The organism is Paenibacillus sp. PvP094 (assembly GCF_040546835.1).
Classification (GTDB): domain Bacteria; phylum Bacillota; class Bacilli; order Paenibacillales; family Paenibacillaceae; genus Paenibacillus; species Paenibacillus illinoisensis.
In genome coordinates this window covers 1,419,804-1,439,775 of the sequence record NZ_JBEPOM010000001.1, presented here as the reverse complement: position 1 = coordinate 1,439,775, position 19,972 = coordinate 1,419,804, and the positions used below count along the sequence as shown (strand labels likewise).

Sequence of the window (19,972 nt, the reverse complement as noted above, 5' to 3'; positions counted from 1 at the left end):
ACCCCCGGTTCACATCCCATCAGGAGGGTATAAATACTTTACATACCGCAAAACAATGCACTAATTGTTGTCCCAATCTTGTACCTAACTCAATCAACATAAAAGCAGTATGAATAACCCTGAATCATAATGCAGTGTAGACAGGAGGTGTTGCGAATGGCGTATACCATGGCGGACGTATCCGGCATGTCCGGTATCAGTCTGAATGAATTGAGCCAATATGTAAAATCAGGTTGGCTAACACCTGCATTTGCAGGTAGAGACCAGAATGAAGTTTATTATGAGAAACCGGAGCTGTTGAAGCTCCAGCAGATTCTGTTCTGTAAGGAGCTGGGAGTGGAACAGGAAGAGATCGGCTCCATGCTGCAGGAAGATCATCATGATATCATTCATATGATGCAGCAGCAGCGCATTCAGCTGCTCGAGAAAGCATTGCATTTGCATGGCTTGATCCAGACTCTGGACAAAACCATTTCCCATTTGCAGGGAGAGTATGAGCTTGAGGTCCGGGAGTTGTATCAGGGTTTTATCAAAAAAGGGCATCACAGTATGCTGCCTGATTCAACGGAGTCACCGAGCCATGAACCGGTCATAACGAAAAACTGGCATCCAGCACAATCTGAATCAGCCGTATCTTATGACGGGGAACTCAAAACCAAAGAAGATTACCTGGATTCCCAGGAAAAAATAGACCGAATCAACCGGGACTTGCAGCGGGCGATCGAAGATGGCCTGACACCTGAATCCCCGGAAGTTCAGCACATCATTGGCAGACATCTCGAATGGGTCAAGGATTACTACACGCCTACTGCCGAAATCTATCGTGATTTGGGCAATCTGTATGTGGAGCATCAAAATTTCCGCCAAATGTACGACGGTTATCATCCGAAGCTGGCTGAATTTTTGCGAGACGGCATGATGATCAAAGCGGAACAGGAATTGACCTAAATGCATAGAGTAACCATGGGCGAGCAGAACATGGATGTAAAGGCATAAGCCAAAAAGCACAGACCACTACTGGTCTGTGCTTTTTGGCTATCTTCAGTACGTATTGCTGTAACAACCTGCTTATTATAGGTACAATGACCTTCGGCAGAACCGTGGTTACAGCTGCTCTGTGAGCAGTTTGACGGCCTGTTCCAGGAAAATACGATCTTCGTCGTCAAAACGGTTTTTGATCGGGCTGTCGATGTCGAGCACCCCGTATAATTCGCCGTCTTTGATAATGGGCACGACAATTTCACTGTTCGATGCGGCATCGCAGGCGATATGACCTGGGAAAGCATGAACATCGTCTACAACGAGTGTACGTCGTTCCGCCGCAGATGTGCCGCACACCCCGCGTCCGAGCGGAATACGGATGCAGGCAGGCAGCCCTTGGAACGGACCAAGAACAAGTTCTTTGCCATCATACAGGTAGAATCCAACCCAATTGGTATCGGTTAAAAATACATTGAGCAGCGCCGCAGCGTTTGCCAGATTGGCAATGGCGCTTGGTTCATCGCGGATCAGAGCACTTAACTGTCCCAGGACGGCGGTGTGCTGCTCGCTTCGTGTTCCTTCATAGGAAACAGCTTGAAACATGGTGAATCACCCTCCCGAGCAAAAATGGTACTTATTTTCAAGATAGTGCAGTGCATGCCTTTAGTCAAGCGGAGGATTTCGGTAGAATGTTGATTAAGAAGGGGAAACCCCTGTAAATTCATCCTGTTTCTCAGCTTCTCGCACGGGGTAATTACTTAGCAATCACGGAGGGCTATAACCCTGGAAGGAGTTTGGATTATGCACGCAGAGGTACAGAATCTTTTTGTACGGATTCATCTTCTATATTTGGCCCAAAATCAGGATTTAACCGTTGGTGACGCACTGCCTCTATTGGAGGAGCGCGGCTATCGTGTTGGCGAGCGGGAGATCAAGCAGGAGCTTGAACATCTCACGCAGGAGAACTTCCTGACCGCCCATGGCGACCAGTGGAGCCTGACCGGGACAGGCATTGAAGAGTATAAGGAAATTACGGCTGTGCTTGGCCGGGTCAGCGATGAGCTGCTGGGAGCGGATAAGAAGGCTTCAACCGCCTGAAGATGAAACTCTGGCAGGACAAGCTGTTACGGACAGCTCGATTGAATCATACGTACAACAAGACCGGGACCCTTGCGGCCCGGTTTTTTTGATATCTAACCGATGACTGAACTGTTGCCATTCGGCGCAGGTTATGTTTAGATGACTATTGAATCTTATGGTCTGCAGAGATGGATCGGATCGGAGTGTCTTTTCATGTATAAATCTAAAGGGAGAATTCCCGAACTCGAGACAGCACGACTTCGTCTGCGCAAAATGCGCCGCCGGGATGCGGCTCAGATGTTCGCATACTGGTCAGACCGGGAGGTGACCCGTTATATGAATCTGGCGCCGATGATCGGGACAAGTGAAGCTGCGGATATGATTGGATTGCTTAATCATATGGCAGGGGAAGAGGAGGCGATTCGCTGGGGCATCGAACTGAAGGAAACAGGCCGTCTTATCGGCAGCTGTGGATACAATACATGGCAGCTTGAAGGCGCATTCCGCGGAGAGATTGGTTACGAGCTGGGTCGTGACTACTGGCGGCATGGATATATGACCGAAGTGTTCTCGGTGATGCTGCCTTTCGGGTATGAGACCATGGGGCTTAACCGGATTGAAGCATTGGTGGATCCAAGAAATGCCGCCTCGGGAGAGTTCCTGATCAACAACGGCTTTACGCGGGAAGGTCTGCTGCGTCAGGTACAGCATACTTCCACCGGATTTAAGGATATGGTGATGTATTCCCTGCTGTATGATGAGTGGCTTCGCAAGCATAAAAAATAAACAGAGAATATATAAGTTTAATTTTTTATTTACATCATAACAGCGATCGAAAGATTGTTCTGACCCGGAGTGGGAAGCGTAAATGATTGTTTTACTTATATAGAGAACAAAGAGAGAAGGGTTTGTGTGAATACAACCGGAGGTTTGAAACGCAGTTTCATCTTGGCGGGATTGTTGCTGGCAACCTTTTTGTCGGCGATTGAAGGAACGGTCATTGGTCCGGCGGGACCAACGATTGTCAGTGAGCTGGGAAGTGTGCAGCTGCTTAGCTGGATCTTTACCGCTTATCTGCTCACGATGGCTGTCAGCACGCCCATTTTTGGCAAGATCAGTGATCTGTACGGCCGAAAGCCCGTGTTCCTGATTGGCTGTGCATTGTTTTTGCTCGGTTCATTGCTGTGCTGCTTCTCACAGAATATGGAGCAGCTGATTATTTTTCGTGCCATTCAGGGGATTGGGGCAGGAGCGGTTGTGCCTGTTACGTTTACGATTATTGGAGACATTTACCGAATTGAAGAACGAGGCAAGATTCAGGGCTGGATCAGTTCGGTGTGGGGCATATCTTCCCTGGCAGGGCCGCTGCTTGGCGGTTACTTTGTCGACAATCTCGGTTGGCAGTGGATCTTTGGATTCAACGTGCCATTTGGCCTGCTTGCCATGTGGTTTGTATTTCGTTATTTGAAGGAAGACATCTCACCTCGTACCGCCAAAATCGACTACATCGGTGCGCTGACCTTCACGGTGGGCATAACGGCATTGCTCTTTGTGTTGTCAGCTGGCGGGCAGTATTATGCCTGGAGCTCTCCGCTCATTTTGGGGCTGAGTGCAGTTGCTGTTGTATTCATGATCTTATTCTTTGTCGTTGAGAAAAGAGCCCAGGCGCCAATGGTTCCACTGCATCTGTTCCGTATTCGGGACATCCGCGTTGCCAATATTGCGGGACTGCTCACCAGCACGTTGATGATCGGCCTGACCAGTTATTTACCGTTATGGGTACAGGGCGTTCGCGGAGGCAACGCGACTGAATCCGGACTGCTGCTCGCGCCGATGTCCGTAGGCTGGTTAATCGGTAGCGTGCTGGCGGGTCGTCTCCTGATGAAAATCGGGTCACGTCTGACTGCACTCATTGGATTGACCGGAATCGCGATTGGCTCGGGAGGACTTTTCCTGGTAGGGGGAACATCCCCGCAGGCCGTGCTGTTTATTTTGACCTTTATTTACGGACTTGGCTTTGGATTTGCGTTTACGATATTCACCATCATTGCACAGTCCTCTGTAGGATATCAGGAACGCGGATCTTCAACGGCACTGCATACGTTCATGCGTACTCTGGGACAAACGATTGGCGCGGCCGTATTTGGCACATGGTTGAACTACCGGATATCGAAATTATCCAGTGAACAGCACCTGGCCGATGCCGGCATTTCCGAAAGTGACTTGAATGAGCTGCTCGCACCGCATACGGACGCTGCTTTGTCGGATGACAAATGGGCATTGCTTCGGAATGTGCTGGAAGGCAGTCTGCATTCCCTGTTTGTCATCATGTTCGTCATCGCGATTGTATCCTGGTTAACCACATTAGCATTACGCAAACGTCTAATCGTACCGGAAGAGGCAGAGGCAGGGGCAGGAATGCCAAAACAGGCCAAGGTTGCCGGGAAGTGATTGTCGAACCCATGCGGTACATAAGACGAATACTTTGTTGATTAGCACAACGAGATAAAGCATTGATTTTCACAAGAAGGCAGCTGTGATCAGCTGCTTTTTTTGTTGGTTCCAAATGGAAATTTGATATAATTTACAGTAGGTTTTTAACTTTTCGCCGTACCAGATGGAGTTATCTGATATGAATGGGGCTGAGGTGTATTGAATAAGCCAAGGACTGAATCTAATTGGTTCATGCCATTTTCCATTAAATTATTTGCAGCCTTGCTGACCGTCATAACCATTTCTTTGTACGTTGGGATTTCAAGAGTGGTGACTTTGGCGGAACGAGCAGAAGGTACGTATTACTATCCTTTTTGGTATATATGGATCATAAGTTTGCTGATCAATGCAGCAACGATGCTATTCCTCATTCTGCCTTTCTCCCTGTTCATCGATCCTGTGCTTGCTTCAATGAAAATGAAGGGAGCTGGTACAAGGTTGATTTATGTAATTGTAGCTTATTTCCTGTTGGGGACGGGATGTGGTCTTCTATTCGCAATCTTCGTACTCAGGATGGATGCTTTTCGGCATACAGGGCCATATGTATATGTACTGATCGTTACGTTTGTTTATTTGTTTTGGCAATATATATTGAAATGGATTGGTAAGCTAAGGAAGCGCCGAGCATAATAACAGCCGGAGGCCTTGTTATCGTTGTTCTCGCCGTATTGATATGGATAAGGTAGGGTTGATTCCACAGCATTAACCGGTTACGCCGCAGAAGGGCGAAACCGGTTATTTTATTTTTCACTATTCATCCTGGTTATTTCTTCAACCATTAGCGGATAGACGGTCTGCGCCAAGCGCAAGCCTTTCCAACAACTCAGACAGCAATGTCTTGTCACTCTCGCTCAGACCACTGACTGCACGATCGATCTTGTGTGCATAACCTGGATAGATATCATCCATGGTCCGGTGACCTTCCTCTGTCAGCTCCACAAATATAATCCTTCTGTCCTGTGGACAGTGTTTGCGATGTAAAAGCCCTTTTTGCTCCAGCTTATCAATGACATAGGTTACGTTCCCGCTCTGCAGCAGAAGTTGTGCGCCTACCTGTTGAATCGGCTGGGCCCCTTTCATATACAGTACTTCCAGCACCCCGTATGCCGTAGGGTTGAAGCCGTGCACTTTGCTACCGGATACAGCGTGTTCATTCACGCTCTTGAATGTTTTGGCCAAGGTGCGGTACAGATGAAGTGAACGTTCGGTTCCGATTTCTTGTAATTCCAGCATGCTGATCCCGCCTTTTCATTTTAGTGATATAAGTTGAAATAATAAGGTTACTATCTACCACTACGATGACAGAACAACCCTCCAATCACTGTTATCCCCAGATCTTTTTGAATCTTTTTCAAAGGTAAAATCCGGTGATAAAGGTGAACACGTTGCTTTTCCAGGTTTTTTCTGTCCTCTTCGTTATGATTAACATGTAAACGATATATTCAACTTATATAGGGTTGAGTAGGTTACGTTTGACGATTCAGATTGTCGCCATGTCCTTATTGTAAGCTTCTGTTTCCACGAAAAACATGCGATATGTCACAAGATCTGCATTTTTAGCATTTAAAATTTAAGCATTCGTCCTTCTCCAAGGCAGCCTGCACCTGAGAAAGTTCATCCTTCGGATGTTGGCTCTTCTCCGTCTCCGGAAGGAGGTTGGAATAAGTTCCAATTTATATAATTAAAGCCATATCAACAATTCCGGCAAGTGGAGGAGAAACGAAATGGAAATGACAATGAAGGGACAAAGCGGACTGAAGCATAACCGTCCGTTTGTAACACTGATGGTGGCACAGGCCATCTCCAATCTGGGCGACTGGCTGCATTTGTTGGCAATCTTGACGTTGGTGGGAATACGTTGGAATGCTACGCCGTGGGAAATTACGTTTACTACACTTTGTGCGGCACTGCCTGTGCTGATAACAGGGCCGTTTGCAGGTGCGCTGGCGGATCGGATGAATCGGAAATGGTTGATGATCGCGGCGGACGGTGCACGAGTCGTGATTGTTGCTGGGTTCATTTTTGCCGATCAGATCTGGCATGTATACGTATTGCTTATTCTCAAATCGTTATTCGATGTCGTATTCTCACCCGCCAAGAACGGGAAGTTGAAGGAATTTGTGCCGCATGGGCAGCTGGCTCAAGCCGTTTCCATCAGCTCGGTGATCGAACAGATGTCCAAAATTATAGGTCCTGCGCTTGGCGGATTGCTTGTGGCAGCCTTTGGGATTACCTGGTGTTTTATTCTGGATTCAGCCTCGTTTCTCATCTCGGGTATTATTTTGCTGTGGATTCCGGGTAAGCGGGTGATCCAATCTGTAAGACCGTCCGTACAAGAAAGTAAGGGAGAAGAAATAAGGGGCATTTCATCCCGAGAGAAAGGTGGCTTCTTGAGGGATACGCTGGAAGGCGTTCGTATGCTTGCTTCACTTCCACAGGTAGGGTCTTCTCTCATTTTGCTGGCATCCGCCATTCTGTTCCTGCAATTTGCTGATTCCCAGACCGTTGTCCTGTTCAGACAGCTGCCCGGAATTTCGAGTGATCTGCTGGGGTGGTGCGTTGGTGCCAGTGGGGTTGGAACGTTAATTGCAGCCATGAGTGTGAGGAAGTGGAAAAGAGCAGGACATGTGCTGAAGATGGGGCTGGGCACATCGATAACGGGGCTTGTCATTGGTGCAGCTGGAGTTGTTGTCGGCGTATGGCCGCATGCTGGTCTGGGTGCCAACCTTCTGCTGATATCGATGTTTGCCCTGGCAGGAATCGGAATTGGGTTCGCCGTGGTGCCTTTTCAAATTTTGCTGCAGGAACGGACTCCCGAAGCGATGACGGGGCGTGTATTTGGGACTGTTGGCAGCGTCATGACAGCAAGCAATATTATGGGTCCAGTTGTAGGGGGATTTCTGGTCACATCGTTTGGTGTTATCCCGGCCTTTGTATGTTCAGGTATTTTAATGACACTTCTGGGATTGGTCTATGTATTAAAACGCAGATCGAAAAAGATGGATGTAACGGTGGCGAGTGAGGCAGTGGCTGTAAGCGAATAGCACCATTGTGTCAGTACTTAATTGACAACCATCATAACCAGAATGTGTCCACGAGCGAAATCACAACGGTGTTGGGTTGTAATCGGTAAGATGATTTTCCACTGGATAATCATGAAAAAGCAGGGGCTCCGGAACCCCTGCTTTTTTTGTGTGTTTAAAGGTTTTTCATTGTCCACCTCTAATTCATTAAAGATGCTCAAAATGATCAAACACAAAGCTAATAACTCCATTACAATAATGGAGAACACACTGGACAAGTCATTAACCAGGGAGTGAAGGCCATGAAGATCGAAATTGAGGAGTCAACATCGAAGCAGTCCATACTGGACGTACATATAGCAGAGGCAGGATATGAAGCAGGCAAGTCGACGATACAAAACATCCGAATCCAGGTGTATCCAGGTGAACTGGTAGGTATTATTGGTCCAAACGGGGCGGGCAAAAGCACGACCATCAAAACGATGCTTGGCTTGCTGGAGCATGCCGAGTTTGAGATTGCAATTGGAGGAGAGGGCAGATATGCCTACATCCCAGAGCAGCCTGTCTTTTATGAATATATGACTCTCTGGGAGCATCTTGATCTTGCGGCAGCGGCGTACGAAATGGAGGAAGCGGAATTTGTTGCGAGAGCGGAGGAATTGCTGGTTCGTTTCGGTATGGATCATGTACGCGATGATCTTCCCGGCAGTTTTTCCAAAGGCATGCGTCAGAAAATGATGCTGATGATCGGCTTCCTGGCCTCACCTGATGTATATATTGTAGATGAGCCTTTTATTGGACTGGATCCGCGCGCAACGAAGGATTTTCTGCAGCTGCTTGATGAGGAACGCCGCCGCGGGGCAGGGGTGTTAATGTCCACGCATGTACTTGATACAGCGGAACGGATCTGTGACCGGTTTGTACTGATTGCAGCAGGCAGATCGGCCGCTGAAGGCACGCTGGATGAGATTCGCGCTGTCGCCGGGCAGCCCGAATTATCCTTATTCGACTGTTTTGATATACTGACATCCTAGTCAGGGAGGTGAATAGAGGGATGGGAAACTCTGAGCGATATACACCAATTCGTTTATATAGACGCAGGCGTCGAGAGCATTTCAATGGACAGTTAAATAATCTGAAGTTGGCAGTGGACTGGACCGTATGGTTGTATCTGCTGGTTCCGGGGCTGCTGTATCTGATTGGGTGGTTTTCGAGTTTATGGACCAAACCGCTGCCAACATGGGCGACTGAACTATCTGTACCTGTCCTGACAGGGCTGATCGATATCGTTATGCTTTCAGGCGGTGTACTGATCTTTGTGGAAGAAGCGGACATGCTGTTTCTGAAATCAAGACCATTATGGATGCGGACCTTAATGAAGCAAGGGCTTTTCCGGGCCTGTTTGCTGCATTTGGGCAAAATGATTGTGATTACGGCCTTGACCGCACCCTTGTGGTCTCGTGTTTATGACATGTCATTTACACCTATCGCGCTCCTTGCGCTCTGGTTTGGTATAGTAGCTTCAATTCAGGCGATCGCTCTGCACATCATTAAGGTGCGAAATACCGGATGGAGACGCTGGATTCGACTCATCCCTGCCGCGATTGCCTTGGGACTTTTTACGATCTGTACAACGTCATGGATGGACGGAGAGATCTGGAGACAGCTTGCTGGAATCTTTGTCGGAATCCTTATCCTTGTCACTTTGATCCAAATGAGGCTGTTGATGAAGGGCACGTTTGAGGGGGATGTACGGGAGGATTTACGAGGTCGATTGAAGCTAACAGCGCTTATGTTAAGTCAGTCTGTGTCCAAGCCGAAGGTTCCTCGTACAAAAACAGTCGTTTTTCGCAAAAGGCGCAGGCTTCTGCGCAATCGTTCCATGTCCAACCGGACAGCCGAAACGGCTTTCAAAGCTTTTTTTCGAGACTCTTCCACGATGAAACTGTATTTGCAGCTGGGTAGTCTCTCCACAGCAGCAGTCATGCTTCCCCCTTTTCCCGTTAATGTCATCGTGTGCTGCTTGCTGATTATTATGCTGACCCTGCTGTTTTATCGCTCATGGGATGTGTTCGTGACTTCAGACTACGTGCAGCTCCTATCCTATGACCCGGCTGCTCTGCACCGTGCAGGATTGACGATGGTTCGGATGCTTTTTATCCCGCTGGGCCTTATCATGGGTTTGGCATTGGGAATAACCTGGCTTGGCTGGCTGTTAAGTGTCATTGTTGCAGCAGCTGTTGTGGTCTTTGGACTCTTCTGCCTTTCCGTGGGAGGATGGATTCGAATGACCCGTTCAAGCTAAAGTATTCCAGTAGAAATCGCATATCGTTTTCCATTAGTGACCATGCTATAGGAGAGATCAACTGTAGCGAGGAGGAAAAGAACGAATGATGGACGATAGTGAACTTCAGGTACATTTTTCTGACCATTCAGCATTGCTTGCGGCGGAGGCCACGCTGAAGGAGCTTGGATATAAGCCGTATCAATCGGGGCCGCTGGAATTGTACATTCCTACCGATCGCCAGGATATACAGTCGGCGGTGGAGATTGTGCAGTCACACGGAGGAAGCGCAGCGTTCCTGGCTGAAACAGACGGGTTTGATCAATTTCAGGATATATCCATTCCGGCTCATATCATTAACGAGGATTGGCAAGAAGGTTATGCAAATGGAAATCAGAACAGTGGGCTTCAACAAGGATTGCATAATCGGGACGATGACCCAACCTTTGACGATTCAGTGGATGGATTCTCCGGCAGTGTAAAAGCATAATCAGATGAATAGTCAAAAAACCTCGGGTCCCACAGCATGTGGGCACTTCGAGGTTTTCTTGTTTTTGGCATGTTTATTTATCTTATACTACTGGCGTTTTTGTACTCTGCGGCATGCATGCCAGCGGTGTATCCGGTAGAGAATGCAGCGGTAATGTTATACCCACCAGTGTAGCCGTGGATGTCCAGAACCTCACCGCAAAAGAATAGACCCGGCAGCAGCTTGGATTCCATTGTTTTTGGGTATATTTCCTTTAAGTGCACACCTCCGCCAGTGACGAATGCCTCTTTGAGAGAACGCGTGCCATCCACGCGGAAGGTAAAAGCCTTCATCAGCCCGCATAACGTGCTCAGCATGCCCTTAGGAAAATGGTGGAATGTCAGCTCTTCGCTGATTTCGGCACGTTTCATCAGTAATGGAATCATGCGTTCAGGTACCCATGCTTTCAAAATGTTCTTAACTGCCTTGCGTGACTCTTGCTCCAGGACCTGCTGGACCTGTCTTTCCAGTGCAGCTGGAGTGAGATCAGGAAAGAAATCAATGCTCATCGTGACCTGAGTGCTGCCGGATTTCATTTGTACCTTACGAATGAATTGACTGCAGCGGAGGGCGATAGGACCCGATACACCAAAATGCGTGAAGATCATATCACCACGATGCGAAATCACAGTCTTGCCTTTGGCATCCAGCACGGATAACCCTACATCCCGCAAAGATAACCCCTGAAGTTCTCTGGATTGGATCCAGCTCTCACCGGAAACAATGGGTACCTCTGTCGGGTAAAGTTCCGTAATTGTATGTCCGGCTGATTCAGCCCAAGGATAACCATCCCCGGTTGAACCGGTTTGAGGTACGGATTTGCCTCCAGTTGCTACAATGACTGCATGGGCTTTGACGGTCTTCCCCGAGGCAAGCTTGACACCCTGTACATGCTGTCCATCATGAATCAGCTCCGTGACAGGCTCTTTGGTACGAATCTCCACACCCAGAGAAACCACCTTCCCGACCAGAGCATCGACCACCGTTTTGGCCTTGTCTGTAACCGGGAACATTCTTCCATTGTCTTCTTCCTTCAGGGCAATACCCAGGTTTTCGAAGAAACGCATAATTCCCTGATTGTCCAGATTTTGAAATGAACTATATAAGAAACGCCCGTTACCGGGAATATGCCTGATCAATTCATCTGTCTCTTTGGCATTGGTCACATTGCAGCGACCGCCTCCGGAGATTCCGAGCTTGCGGCCCAGTTGATCTCCCTTATCCAACAGAAGCACAGAGGCTCCGTGCTCGGCAGCAGCAACGCATGCCATTAAGCCTGCGGAACCGCCACCAATTACAATGACATCGTACATATATTATTACCCTCTTTTTCCATTGATTTTGTCTACTTTATTACTCTTAATTGAACACTGGTAAGAAATTGAATAAACCACATATAGATTCCAGCTATTTCCGTTTTCTATATATAGTACACTTGGATGTTAAAAATCGAATTATGCAGGATAATAGGACAAATGGTACACATTTTTAACCATTTATAATGAAAGCAACTGTTCTATTATGCAGTCTCAAGGGATATATTGTAATATACTGTCGCCTATGTTTTAATCAGAAATACATGAGGGAATGTGCGGGCGAGGAGGGAGATGGCATGGTGGTTGCGTTAAAGGACATTCTTTTACAGGTGCTGCTTGCAGGTTCTGCGGTATTCCTGATTCCCTTTTTTTATCTGGGGCTTCCCAAACAAGTTCAGGCCAAGACAGATCGTAGTAGAATGATGCTGAACAGCCTGGCAGTGACAAGTGCGGCCAGCATGCTGCTCTGTTTGCTGTTTGCCCATTATGCGAGTCCCGCGGCCGTTCCCATTTCATTGGGTGTCATACCTCTTACCATCAGCATATTGTACTGCCGGCCTGTGATAGGCCTCACGCTTACCCTTCTCCATGTAATCGCTTATTTTCTTATTGGACATCCCTATACCTTGTACGAGTTTCTCCTTCAAACAGGCATTCTTCTCTATCCTATTGTATGGTTGACGGCCAGACGATTCAAGCACTATACGCGTTCACGCAAAATAACGATGGTCAGCTCGTTGATCGCAGCAGAATTGATTGTATCCGCCCTGCTGTGCATTCCTTTGATGGATGAAAATTCTACGTTATCCCTAGCTCAAGGAATAGGCATCATGCTGGGGTACATCATTGGTGCTGTTTTTGCAGGCAGCTTTAGTATGCTCTGGATTGAGCATATGCATCATCATCAGGGGCTTGAACAACATCTGTCCGAAGTTCATCATCAATACATATCCGAAACGGAAAAGCTTCACCAAATACTGAACGCAGTTCCATTATCCATCGCTACAGTGGACCCGGAGGGAACTGTACAGTTTGTTAATGATACCATGGAGCAAACAGCAAGAAATCAACTCCCCTGTACGACCACTTCCAATCTGATTGGGCTCCCGGTCAGCCAGTTTGTCGAACAGGGGCAGGCTGACAGATTGGAGAACAGTATACGTAAGGCGGTTGTGGATGGGGAAATCAACGGTATGACCGTAAGATACGGCTCCTATGTATTCCAATCACGGACCGTGCCGATCTATTCTCTTTCACACGAAAGGTCAAGAGAGGTCACGGGAGCCATGCTCATTATTCAGGACATTACTGAGCTGGAAATGCTGCGAAGCGAGCTGGACAATGTGGATCGCCTCAGTCTGGTGGGGCAGATGGCTGCCAGCATAACTCATGAAGTGCGGAATCCGATGGCGGTTGTACGCGGTTTCCTTCAATTAATGCAAGAGAAGAGTCCTGAGTCGCTAGATCACTACTATCAGATTGTACTGGAGGAGCTGGACCGGGCAAACAGCATCATCAATGACTTTCTCTCCCTAGCCCAGAATCGGATCTCAGAAAAGGAAGAGTCCCAGCTGCACGACATTATTCATGAATTGAGCCCGCTGCTATGGGCGGATGCAAATCTGCGTGGACAGAGCATCGAACTCATGCTTGACCATAATGTGCCTAAGCTGCACCTGAATACGAAAGAAATCAAGCAGGTAGTGCTCAATCTGGCTCGTAACGGCATGGAAGCTATGACAGAGAAAGGGGTTCTGACGCTCGAAACGCGGATGGTGGATGACAAGGTCGAGCTGTGTGTACACGATACAGGTGCAGGCATAGCACAACCGAAGCAAGAGAAGCTGTTTGAACCTTTTTATACGACGAAAGCCAAAGGGACCGGACTCGGGTTATCCATGTGCCGAAGCATCGTGGAACGACACAACGGAACGATTACGGTGGAGTCACAGGAAGGCGAGGGCACGACCTTCAAGGTTTCGTTTCAACGATAAAAGCGCAGCATATTTTGCCAGAGATCAAGACATAATAATATGAAAGAAGCCTTACCGCAGGCGGAGTCTGAACCTTGCTTTCATTGCTTGGCGATGTATAATAGGGATAGCACATCATTAAAATCCATGTTTTGTATGGCGGAGCATTGATGATTGTGGATTCTTAGGCAATTACATGTTCCCCGAAATAATAGAACAACCATTAATAAGGAGTGAAACGAATGTCGATGTCATTTGATCAATACATGAAAGATATGGTTCAACCGATGCGGGATGAGCTGACTCGCCTGGGTATTCAGGAACTGCGTACCCCTGAGGAAGTAGAAGCTAGTTTGCCAGATGCTAAAGGAACAGCACTTGTCGTGATTAACTCGGTGTGCGGATGTGCCGCAGGCCAGTGTCGTCCAGGTGTATCTCAAGCGCTTCAGCACGATATTACACCAGATCACCTGTATACGGTATTTGCCGGACAGGACAAAGAAGCTACAGCAAAAGCGCGTGAGTACTTTGCGCCGTACCCTCCGTCTTCACCTTCCATCGCTCTGATGAAAGACGGTGAACTCGTTCACTTTATCGAGCGTCACCAAGTGGAAGACCGTTCTGCGGAGGAAATTGCGGCTGATCTCACGAATGCATTTGACCGTTACTGCCGTTAATTAGCTCTAGGAGCGCCCCGCCCTTCGGATGACCGATGCCGGGGCGTTTCATTTTGAGCAAATAAGGTTATTGAAGCATTCGGACCTTTCAAGCTGGACATCAAATTTCATTTATGTAGAAACGGGGTGTGTTGAACGATGAGTTTGCAACAACAGATCATCGCTGAGTTGAAGGTTAAGCCAAGCATTAATGAAGAAGAGGAAGTCCGCAAACGCGTTGACTTTCTGAAATCCTATGTGAAAAATTCCGGTACCAAAGGATTGCTTATTGCGATCAGTGGCGGAATTGACAGTGCGGTCGCTGCAGCGTTGTGCAAAAAGGCTACAGACGAACTCACAGCCGAGAACAACCAGGAATACAAAACACTGGGAGTGTTCCAGCCATACGGTGAGCAATCCGATATCGATCACAGCTACGCGGTTGCAAAGGCATTTGACCTGAAGCATGTGGTGGAAACCAATATTGAAGATGCGGTCAATGAGATCGCGCTTGAAGTGGAGCAAGGCTTCAAATCCATGGGCAGCCCACGTCATATGACTCCACAAGGCAAAGGGAATGTAAAGGCAAGAACCCGCATGGTCATGCAATACGCACTTTCTTTTGAAGAAAACCTGCTGGTGGTAGGTACGGATCATGCTTCCGAAGCCATCACCGGCTTCTATACGAAGTGGGGCGATGGGGCGGTTGACATTACACCGCTGAGCAGCCTGAACAAACGTCAGGTTCGTCAGCTCGCTGCATATCTTGGTGTTCCGCGCGAAATTCTGGACAAGGCTCCTTCAGCAGGGCTTTGGGAAGGCCAGACAGATGAACAGGAACTGGGCATTTCCTATGAGGATAACAGCGACTACCTGGAAGGCAAACAGATTGATCCTGCTGCGCAGGAGCGTCTTGAGTCATTCTATACACGCACTCACCATAAACGTAATGCCATCCCAGGCATCTAAAATCTTGGTGTAAAGTTTACAGGGTGAATGATTTAGCTTGTTAATGAAAAAAAGAGTCACTGCATCAGGCAGTGACTCTTTTTGCTGTAGTATCGGTTGGATGATATCCATTATGATCCATTCCAGGTTTCCATCTGACGAAGCTGCAAGCCCAGCTATATCTTCCCCGATTCTTATTTTCACATAAATGGGAATGTCGGTGAGGTACTCGCTTCTCGCTCTACCTCCTGCTACAATAGAATACGTGTTCGGAGCAGTGATAAATAGAAACCATTCAAGATTCTACACAGCATAAAAGATTAAGCGGGTGAATCGTTAATGATATATGGAGTTGGAAACGATGTACTGGAGATCGGACGTATGCAGAAGCTGCTGTCTGGTCGTCATGCCGAAGCATTTATGAATCGAATTTTGACTCCGGCTGAGCGGAAATTGGCAGCTGAACGAGGGAAAAGGATGACTGAATTTGTGTCTGGCCGGTTTGCAGCCAAGGAAGCGGTGTCCAAGGCGTTTGGCTGCGGCATCGGCCGTGTGATGAGTTTTACAGATATCGAGGTGCTTCCTGACGAAAAGGGACGCCCGGTCGCCACATTGTCGAGTCAGGCATGGGAACGGCTTCAATTGCCATATGACCAGCAGTATGATATTCATCTCAGCATTACGCATCAGACAGAGCTTGCAGCAGCTTTTGCCATCGTGGAGAAGACGGACAAATAGTCGGTAAGAATAGAGCAATAGGAATAGCAAGGTAACAGGAGAGGACGGAAATATGGGTTTAATGGAACAAAAGCAACACTTTAGTGTGAATTTGCTGGATTGGTACATGATTAACAGACGTGACTTGCCGTGGCGTCGTCACAATAATCCCTATTTTACGTGGGTATCGGAAATCATGCTTCAACAGACGCGTGTGGATACGGTTATCCCGTATTTCAACCGGTTTATTGCCAATTTTCCGACCGTTCAGGCTCTGGCCGAAGCGGCGGAAGAGGATGTGCTGAAGAACTGGGAGGGACTTGGCTACTATTCCCGTGCCCGCAACCTTCAGGCAGCTGCCCAGCAGGTGATGGAGCTGCACGGAGGAGAGATGCCGCAGGATAAACAGGCCGTATTTGCATTAAAAGGGGTGGGCCCGTATACAGCCGGGGCCATTCTCAGTATTGCCTTCAACCAGCCGCAGCCTGCGGTAGATGGCAATGTCATGCGGGTTCTGTCCAGATACTTCCTCATTGATGAGGACATTATGAAGGGCAGCACCCGGGTGCTTATGGAAGAGCTTGCCGGAGAGCTCATTCCGGAAGGGCGGGCGCGTGATTTCAACCAGGCGCTGATGGAACTTGGCGCGCTGGTATGTACGCCAAAAGCGCCGCACTGTCTGACTTGCCCGGTCATGGAGCAATGTTCCGGCCGCATCGCCGGACGGGAGCTCACGCTGCCGGTCAAGACCAAGGCGAAGCCGCCGCGCCCTGAGCAGCGGCTGGTCGCCCTGGTCGAGGGCCGCGGCGAGCATCGCGGCCAAGTGCTTGTGCGCCAGCGCCCAGCGACGGGCCTGCTGGCCCGCATGTGGGAGCTGCCACATGTACTGGCTGCGCCCGCCGCAGCCGGCAAGGCGGCGGGACCGCTGGCGGATGAGCCGGCCATGGCATTGCTGGCCGGCAGTCTGTGGGCGGAGGGCTTCGCTGCCCGCCCGGAGGGGCTGGCTACCCATGCGGAGCATGTGTTCAGCCACATCGTTTGGAACCTGCAGGTGTACAAGTGCACCGAGCAGGACCAGGGCAGTGAGGAGCTTCCGCTAATTGCTGCGGAAGCAAGAGCCGCCTATGATGCAGATACCCAGGCGGCTGCCAAGGAGATGGAGGCTTCCGTGCTGGAGGCTTCCCCCTCAGCATCCGATCTGGACGGAGATATCCTTGCGGAAGCAGCGGATATCTCCCCTGACTCAGCTCTGACCCAGACAGGCAAGGGGGACGGGCTCATCTATCGCTGGATTGGACCCAAGGATATGGACAAGCTGGCCTTCCCTAATGTCTTTTTGAAGCTGCTCAGCAGTTACTTTGCTGGGGCTTATGGTGAAGTAAAGGAATAATCCCATAAACAAAAGAGCCTGATTCAGTCATCAAGACCGAATCAGGCTCTTCTTATTGTCAGGCAGTCTTATTTCGCTGCTGCGTAACGTTTGTTCACTTCATCCCAGTTGATTACATTCCAGAAAGCGGAGATGTAGTCAGGGCGTTTGTTTTGATATTTCAGGTAGTAAGCGTGCTCCCATACGTCCAGACCCAGAACCGGAGTCAGGCCTTCGAAGAGCGGGCTGTCTTGGTTAGGCGTGCTAGTGATGGACAATTTGCCATCTTTGCCTACAACGAGCCAAGCCCAACCGGAACCGAAACGAGTAGTAGCTGCTTTTGCAAAGTCTTCTTTGAACTTGTCAAAGCCGCCCAGTTCGCTGTCGATTGCAGCTGCGATGTCACCTGTAGGAGCGCCGCCGCCGTTAGGTCCGATGATTTCCCAGAACAAGCTGTGGTTAGCATGTCCACCACCATTGTTGCGAACCGCTGTACGGATGCTTTCTGGTACGCTGTCAAGGTTAGCGATCAGATCCTCCAAGCTTTTTTCTTGCAGTTCAGGAGCGCTTTCCAGAGCTGCGTTAAGGTTAGTTACATAAGTATTGTGATGGCGATCGTGGTGAATTTCCATCGTTTGTGCATCGATATGTGGTTCCAGAGCGTCGTTAGCGTAAGGAAGTGCCGGTAATTGAAAAGCCATAGTGAAAATACCTCCTGAGATTTTAATTTTTTTTAAGCATTTTGCACAATCAATTGAACGCTCCCGGGCAAGATTCAGACGAAGATAAGCACTACCATCTATTTCTTGCTGAGAGTCACTCAGTGAAGGGATGCAAACTGCTCAGGTACATATGTAATAATACCCTTGCCACTAATATTAAACCGCATCCGGGCTAATTAAGCAACATTTTTGTTTATTAAGTCCCCCGCAACGTTGATCAAATGCATGACTCGGGATAACAAACATATTTTACCCATTATGAATATATTTATGTGATATTAGCCGATTTAATAGACAAAAAAATTAATATTCGGATGTAAACGGTTACAATTAAGCGCTTTCAAAAGAAAATGCGTGTTTTATGGCGGAAAGTATGGTTTAATTGACGAAGAAGCGGTATTTTCTCGTTTTTTGTCATTATTCGAACATTGGGTTTTTGGTAAAAAGGGGAGCCCCTTTTTGTAAAACCTCATCAAGCTAACGAAAAGGGAGATTTAAGACATGCACGTTCGTTCCTTTCAGTTGAGTGATGCAAGCCAGATGACGGAGCTTCTCCAGGTTGCACTATCGGAAGAGTGTTATGAGAACACGATGGGCCCGTTTGCCCGTCAATTGTCATGGGATTCTGACCTGATTATGGTTGCGGAAGAAGAGGGAGACCTCGTCGGAGCCTTGATCGGTACGATTGATCACAACCAGGGATGCATCTACCGTATTGCGGTCCATCCAGACTATCGTCGCCGTGGAGTCGGCAAAACACTTGTCGAGGCCATGGAACAACGTTTCCAACAGCGGAAAGTCAGCCAAATATGGGTCGCGGGTGATGAGCACAACAAAGCAGCCATGCCTCTATATGAAGCTATGGGTTACGGCGCCAATAAAATATTAAGTGCCTTTCAGAAACTTAGTATTTTGTCCAAAGCCTAGGTTTGAATGATTAAAAAAGAAATAAAACAGATTCTCATTTTATATTAGGCATATCCCTTTAACGTAACCACGTAGGGATATGCCTTTCTATTTGTATGATCCTAAGCCGCGAATTATGCCTGAGGTGATTGGTGTTCATAACCAATTGTTTCACTCCGGCAAATAAGATAGACTTAGAGGGAGTATGAACGCCTTTATTGGAACAAAATTGATAAACGAGGTGTCCCTTTGAACTCCAATATACCTTCTACAGAGCGTATGAATTCCGAAGATCGAAGCAACCAGACAGGGTCTGGACAGCCGGGGAAATCCTGGGCTGCAGAACTATGGGACTGGGTGAAGACAATCGTTGTTGCTTTTGTGATCATGATGCTGCTGAATCTGTTTGTATTTAATCTGTCGATGGTCAAAGGTCAGTCCATGCAGCCGACTCTTGTCGAGCGGGATCGTTTGTTCGTCAACAAGATTGTCTATGATATTGGAAAGCCATCCCGGTTTGACGTTATTGTACTGCGGGACCCGAGTGAAGGTGTGGAGAAAAAGGAATTCCTGGTTAAACGCATTGTTGGGCTTCCGGGCGATACGGTTGAAGTACGTGACCACCATTTGTTTGTGAATGGAGAACAGCAGGCAGAGACGTATACGGATACCGAGGTGCAGGATCCTGATTTTGGCCCGATCACGCTCGAGGATGATCATTATTTTGTGATGGGCGATAATCGCCATGAGGGGAAAAGCAAGGACAGTCGCGTCTTTGGCAGTATCACATCCAGTGAGATTGTTGGTAAAGCCGAGTTTATTTTCTGGCCGTTTTCCGAGATTAAGAAACTGTAAAATGTTGGTTTGGAAACTTTGGACTTCATTTTGCGTCAAATATATGGACCCTTATCACAATTTAAATGCGGTACACACGGAAGTGTACCTTTATAGACGCCTGTCCTCTCAAGCGAGGCG

Annotated in this window: 20 protein-coding genes; 16 read left to right on the top strand and 4 right to left on the bottom strand. The window is 48.2% G+C overall.

Annotation, left to right across the window (positions count from 1 at the left end):
* Positions 1–156 precede the first annotated feature (156 nt).
* Positions 157–948, top strand: coding sequence for a MerR family transcriptional regulator (locus ABIC22_RS06670; RefSeq protein WP_164764363.1), 792 nt, complete (start codon positions 157–159; stop codon positions 946–948).
* A 156-nt stretch (positions 949–1,104) separates the two neighbouring features.
* On the opposite strand, the gene ABIC22_RS06665 is transcribed toward ABIC22_RS06670, so the two are convergent.
* Positions 1,105–1,584 (bottom strand): GAF domain-containing protein, encoded by a 480-nt coding sequence (locus ABIC22_RS06665; RefSeq protein WP_095293228.1) that lies wholly within the window; start codon positions 1,582–1,584, stop codon positions 1,105–1,107.
* 198 nt (positions 1,585–1,782) lie between these two features.
* On the opposite strand from ABIC22_RS06665, the gene ABIC22_RS06660 reads away from it, so the two are divergent.
* The 4 genes from ABIC22_RS06660 to ABIC22_RS06645 all read left to right on the top strand — a co-directional run bounded on the left by ABIC22_RS06660 (position 1,783) and on the right by ABIC22_RS06645 (position 5,184).
* Positions 1,783–2,079: a hypothetical protein gene (locus ABIC22_RS06660; protein ID WP_095293227.1), complete on the top strand. Its 297-nt coding sequence runs from the start codon at positions 1,783–1,785 to the stop codon at positions 2,077–2,079.
* A 195-nt stretch (positions 2,080–2,274) separates the two neighbouring features.
* On the top strand, positions 2,275–2,847 hold the full coding sequence (locus ABIC22_RS06655) for a GNAT family N-acetyltransferase (RefSeq protein ID WP_127540787.1): 573 nt from the start codon (positions 2,275–2,277) through the stop codon (positions 2,845–2,847).
* 144 nt (positions 2,848–2,991) lie between these two features.
* Positions 2,992–4,512, top strand: coding sequence for an MDR family MFS transporter (locus tag ABIC22_RS06650; RefSeq protein ID WP_354485879.1), 1,521 nt, complete (start codon positions 2,992–2,994; stop codon positions 4,510–4,512).
* 318 nt (positions 4,513–4,830) lie between these two features.
* Positions 4,831–5,184 carry a hypothetical protein gene (locus ABIC22_RS06645; RefSeq protein WP_127540783.1) on the top strand — a complete coding sequence of 118 codons (354 nt, stop codon included), beginning with the start codon at positions 4,831–4,833 and terminating at the stop codon, positions 5,182–5,184.
* A gap of 141 nt (positions 5,185–5,325) precedes the next feature.
* On the opposite strand, the gene ABIC22_RS06640 is transcribed toward ABIC22_RS06645, so the two are convergent.
* The gene (locus ABIC22_RS06640; RefSeq protein WP_354479548.1) at positions 5,326–5,787 is read right to left on the bottom strand and encodes a MarR family winged helix-turn-helix transcriptional regulator; all 462 of its coding nucleotides are present in this window, start codon (positions 5,785–5,787) and stop codon (positions 5,326–5,328) included.
* A 491-nt stretch (positions 5,788–6,278) separates the two neighbouring features.
* Here ABIC22_RS06640 and ABIC22_RS06635 point away from each other — a divergent pair, with 491 nt between their 5' ends.
* From ABIC22_RS06635 to ABIC22_RS06620, 4 genes are all read left to right on the top strand, one after another.
* Positions 6,279–7,598 (top strand): MFS transporter, encoded by a 1,320-nt coding sequence (locus ABIC22_RS06635; protein ID WP_354479545.1) that lies wholly within the window; start codon positions 6,279–6,281, stop codon positions 7,596–7,598.
* A gap of 281 nt (positions 7,599–7,879) precedes the next feature.
* Positions 7,880–8,611 (top strand): ABC transporter ATP-binding protein, encoded by a 732-nt coding sequence (locus ABIC22_RS06630; RefSeq protein WP_354479542.1) that lies wholly within the window; start codon positions 7,880–7,882, stop codon positions 8,609–8,611.
* 20 nt (positions 8,612–8,631) lie between these two features.
* Positions 8,632–9,882, top strand: coding sequence for an ABC transporter permease (locus tag ABIC22_RS06625; protein WP_354479539.1), 1,251 nt, complete (start codon positions 8,632–8,634; stop codon positions 9,880–9,882).
* Positions 9,883–9,967: 85 nt separating this feature from the next.
* Positions 9,968–10,351, top strand: a complete 384-nt coding sequence (locus ABIC22_RS06620; RefSeq protein WP_354479537.1) for a hypothetical protein — start codon at positions 9,968–9,970, stop codon at positions 10,349–10,351.
* A gap of 77 nt (positions 10,352–10,428) precedes the next feature.
* Here ABIC22_RS06620 and ABIC22_RS06615 read toward each other — a convergent pair whose 3' ends face one another.
* A complete protein-coding gene (locus ABIC22_RS06615) occupies positions 10,429–11,703 on the bottom strand; it encodes a BaiN/RdsA family NAD(P)/FAD-dependent oxidoreductase (RefSeq protein WP_336784310.1) in 1,275 nt (424 codons plus the stop codon).
* Between the two features lie 299 nt (positions 11,704–12,002).
* Between ABIC22_RS06615 and ABIC22_RS06610 the strand changes: the two genes are divergently transcribed.
* The 5 genes from ABIC22_RS06610 (at position 12,003) to mutY (ending at position 17,390) form a co-directional block, all read left to right on the top strand.
* Positions 12,003–13,700 carry a two-component system sensor histidine kinase NtrB gene (locus tag ABIC22_RS06610; RefSeq protein WP_354479534.1) on the top strand — a complete coding sequence of 566 codons (1,698 nt, stop codon included), beginning with the start codon at positions 12,003–12,005 and terminating at the stop codon, positions 13,698–13,700.
* A gap of 221 nt (positions 13,701–13,921) precedes the next feature.
* Positions 13,922–14,356: a BrxA/BrxB family bacilliredoxin gene (locus ABIC22_RS06605; RefSeq protein WP_095293217.1), complete on the top strand. Its 435-nt coding sequence runs from the start codon at positions 13,922–13,924 to the stop codon at positions 14,354–14,356.
* A gap of 138 nt (positions 14,357–14,494) precedes the next feature.
* Entirely contained in the window at positions 14,495–15,304 is an 810-nt protein-coding gene (nadE, locus tag ABIC22_RS06600; RefSeq protein ID WP_127540767.1) for an ammonia-dependent NAD(+) synthetase, read from the top strand.
* A gap of 318 nt (positions 15,305–15,622) precedes the next feature.
* Positions 15,623–16,021 carry a holo-ACP synthase gene (gene acpS / locus ABIC22_RS06595; RefSeq protein WP_127540765.1) on the top strand — a complete coding sequence of 133 codons (399 nt, stop codon included), beginning with the start codon at positions 15,623–15,625 and terminating at the stop codon, positions 16,019–16,021.
* A 52-nt stretch (positions 16,022–16,073) separates the two neighbouring features.
* Positions 16,074–17,390, top strand: a complete 1,317-nt coding sequence (gene mutY, locus ABIC22_RS06590) for an A/G-specific adenine glycosylase (RefSeq protein WP_354479530.1) — start codon at positions 16,074–16,076, stop codon at positions 17,388–17,390.
* A 68-nt stretch (positions 17,391–17,458) separates the two neighbouring features.
* Here the strand turns inward: mutY and ABIC22_RS06585 are convergent, their stop codons facing one another.
* Positions 17,459–18,070: a superoxide dismutase gene (locus ABIC22_RS06585; protein ID WP_153976821.1), complete on the bottom strand. Its 612-nt coding sequence runs from the start codon at positions 18,068–18,070 to the stop codon at positions 17,459–17,461.
* A gap of 522 nt (positions 18,071–18,592) precedes the next feature.
* Here ABIC22_RS06585 and ABIC22_RS06580 point away from each other — a divergent pair.
* Positions 18,593–19,018 (top strand): GNAT family N-acetyltransferase, encoded by a 426-nt coding sequence (locus tag ABIC22_RS06580; RefSeq protein ID WP_095293213.1) that lies wholly within the window; start codon positions 18,593–18,595, stop codon positions 19,016–19,018.
* Positions 19,019–19,246: 228 nt separating this feature from the next.
* Positions 19,247–19,852, top strand: coding sequence for a signal peptidase I (lepB, locus tag ABIC22_RS06575; RefSeq protein WP_246058576.1), 606 nt, complete (start codon positions 19,247–19,249; stop codon positions 19,850–19,852).
* Positions 19,853–19,972: the final 120 nt, after the last annotated feature.

Excerpts from the sequence above, each read along its gene's own strand:
- ABIC22_RS06670 (WP_164764363.1), top strand. The coding sequence starts at position 157 with ATGGCGTATACCATGGCGGACGTATCCGGCATGTCCGGTATCAGTCTG.
- ABIC22_RS06665 (WP_095293228.1), bottom strand. The coding sequence starts at position 1,584 with ATGTTTCAAGCTGTTTCCTATGAAGGAACACGAAGCGAGCAGCACACC.
- ABIC22_RS06660 (WP_095293227.1), top strand. The coding sequence starts at position 1,783 with ATGCACGCAGAGGTACAGAATCTTTTTGTACGGATTCATCTTCTATAT.
- ABIC22_RS06655 (WP_127540787.1), top strand. The coding sequence starts at position 2,275 with ATGTATAAATCTAAAGGGAGAATTCCCGAACTCGAGACAGCACGACTT.
- ABIC22_RS06640 (WP_354479548.1), bottom strand. The coding sequence starts at position 5,787 with ATGCTGGAATTACAAGAAATCGGAACCGAACGTTCACTTCATCTGTAC.
- ABIC22_RS06635 (WP_354479545.1), top strand. The coding sequence starts at position 6,279 with ATGGAAATGACAATGAAGGGACAAAGCGGACTGAAGCATAACCGTCCG.
- ABIC22_RS06630 (WP_354479542.1), top strand. The coding sequence starts at position 7,880 with ATGAAGATCGAAATTGAGGAGTCAACATCGAAGCAGTCCATACTGGAC.
- ABIC22_RS06625 (WP_354479539.1), top strand. The coding sequence starts at position 8,632 with ATGGGAAACTCTGAGCGATATACACCAATTCGTTTATATAGACGCAGG.
- ABIC22_RS06620 (WP_354479537.1), top strand. The coding sequence starts at position 9,968 with ATGATGGACGATAGTGAACTTCAGGTACATTTTTCTGACCATTCAGCA.
- ABIC22_RS06615 (WP_336784310.1), bottom strand. The coding sequence starts at position 11,703 with ATGTACGATGTCATTGTAATTGGTGGCGGTTCCGCAGGCTTAATGGCA.
- ABIC22_RS06610 (WP_354479534.1), top strand. The coding sequence starts at position 12,003 with ATGGTGGTTGCGTTAAAGGACATTCTTTTACAGGTGCTGCTTGCAGGT.
- ABIC22_RS06605 (WP_095293217.1), top strand. The coding sequence starts at position 13,922 with ATGTCGATGTCATTTGATCAATACATGAAAGATATGGTTCAACCGATG.
- nadE (WP_127540767.1), top strand. The coding sequence starts at position 14,495 with ATGAGTTTGCAACAACAGATCATCGCTGAGTTGAAGGTTAAGCCAAGC.
- acpS (WP_127540765.1), top strand. The coding sequence starts at position 15,623 with ATGATATATGGAGTTGGAAACGATGTACTGGAGATCGGACGTATGCAG.
- mutY (WP_354479530.1), top strand. The coding sequence starts at position 16,074 with ATGGGTTTAATGGAACAAAAGCAACACTTTAGTGTGAATTTGCTGGAT.
- ABIC22_RS06585 (WP_153976821.1), bottom strand. The coding sequence starts at position 18,070 with ATGGCTTTTCAATTACCGGCACTTCCTTACGCTAACGACGCTCTGGAA.
- ABIC22_RS06580 (WP_095293213.1), top strand. The coding sequence starts at position 18,593 with ATGCACGTTCGTTCCTTTCAGTTGAGTGATGCAAGCCAGATGACGGAG.